This window comes from Rugamonas violacea (assembly GCF_016461825.1).
In the GTDB taxonomy this organism is placed as follows: domain Bacteria; phylum Pseudomonadota; class Gammaproteobacteria; order Burkholderiales; family Burkholderiaceae_D; genus Rugamonas.
Genome location: NZ_JAEMNU010000032.1, coordinates 1 through 1755, shown reverse-complemented (window position 1 = coordinate 1755; position 1755 = coordinate 1). Strand labels below are relative to the sequence as shown.

Annotated in this window: 1 protein-coding gene; it reads right to left on the bottom strand. The window is 66.0% G+C overall.

What is annotated here, in order from left to right:
* Positions 1 to 1618 (bottom strand): toxin TcdB middle/N-terminal domain-containing protein (locus H7U20_RS06905; protein ID WP_370593096.1); only part of this gene is annotated, 1618 nt, incomplete at its 3' end.
* Positions 1619 to 1755: the final 137 nt, after the last annotated feature.

The window sequence follows — 1755 nt, the reverse complement described above, 5'->3', positions numbered from 1 at the left end:
TGCGGCCGGCGTCGTCGAGATAGACGACGGACGGCGGCGCGATCCGGCTCTTACCGTGGAAGGATTCGACGATCCGCACCAGCGCCGTCGCCGGCGGGCAGTCGGCCGTACAGCTCTTCTGGTAGTAGCGCGACTCGTTGCCGTCGGCGCGCAATTCCCTGGACACCCGGCCCAGACCGTCGACTTCCCACTGCGTGGCCAGGCCGTTCGGTCCGACCCGCTCCAGCCGCGCGCCGCTGCCGGCGTCGTAGCGGTGGCGCTCCTGGTGACCCAGCGCGTTCGTCACCGTCGCCGGGAAGCGGCCGTTGGCGTCGTAGGTCGTGGCGCTGAGCACCCGGCTTTGCGCCGTGGCGGGTAGCGGATAAATCCAGTCCTGGGTCACCTTGCCGACCAGGCCGAAGGCGTTGCCGCTGCGCTCAAAAGTCGTGCGCAGCCGGTATTGCGGCGCGTCCGGCTCCCGCGTCTCGCTCGACTGCAAGCCGGTAACGGGGTCGTAGTCGCGCGCCAGCGTGCGCACCAGCGTGCCGCTGACGGGATCGGTCTTGCTGGTGACGACGCTGAGCGGCAGCCCCACCAGCCAGCGTGCCACGTCGTTGCGGAAGGTGGCGCCAACGTCGGTCTTGTACTCGCCCTCGGCCCCGCCGCGCGTGGTGACGGTCTGCTGGTTGATGTTGCCCCAGCCGTCGGTGTACTTGTTCACCGTGGTGGTTGTGGCCATCGGACTGCCGTTGCTGTCCTTGCGCACAGTTTCCGAACTCTCGACGAAGGTCATCGTCGTGCGCGCGCCATTGCCGTGAGTGAATGACTGCAACTGCGGCACGTTGCTGGTGTCGGACAGGTGCACGTCCCTCAGCACCGCTTCGCTCGACAGCATCATGCCGACGAATGGCCAGGCCTGGCTGTACTTGGCCGTCGTAGCAATACCGGTCTGCTCGTCGGTGCTGACAATGCGGGCGAAGCCGAGGGAGCCCCGCCCGGCCAGGTCGAGCGCACCGTCGTAGTAGCGGTAGGCGGTGCTGCGTTCGGCGCCGGCGCCGTCGCTGGCGCGCAAGCATTGCACCACCTTGCCGGGGGTGTTGATCGCATGTTGCGGGTAGGCCAGCGTGCTGTCGCCACTCAGGCTGACCACGCCGTTGGGCAGGCCGTCGACGTATTCGACGGTCGAGCTCTGGCCCAGGCCGTTGCTCACCTGAACGATACGGTCGAGCGCCTCTTGCGCGCGCGCCACATCGACCGGCTCGAACACCTCCCAACGTCCGTCCTCCTGCCAGTTGTGCTCAGAGGAGTACGCACCCCGGTGGTAGCGCACCATCTGGGTACGTCCGGTGCCCAGCAAGTCCATAAAGAACACCTGGTCCTTGGTCATGCCGTCTCCAACCGAGAGCGATATGCCTATACCGGTCCAAGGCACGCAGCTCATGTTGTCGTCGGCCACGCCGGCGCCGCCGGTGCTATCCTCGCCCATCACCCTGCACATCTGGAGTCCGCCGTTCGGTCTTGGTGGCGTGCCGGACACATAGTTATACGACTCCGTCAGAATCGCCGGCTGGCCGTCGCCGACAAAGTCGGCCACCGCGCGGACGGCGGCATAGTTCCTGCCGCTGTATTTCTGCCGCACGGAGCAATCCAGCGCGCGGCCAGTCGATTGGCACAAAGTGGTTTCCCCCCTGTGTCAGGATAGTTGTCGCGTCATCTGATTTCTCGTAATCGTACAGGGGGCGGAGCAAAGACGGGCAGTGAAACACTATTCAGCAG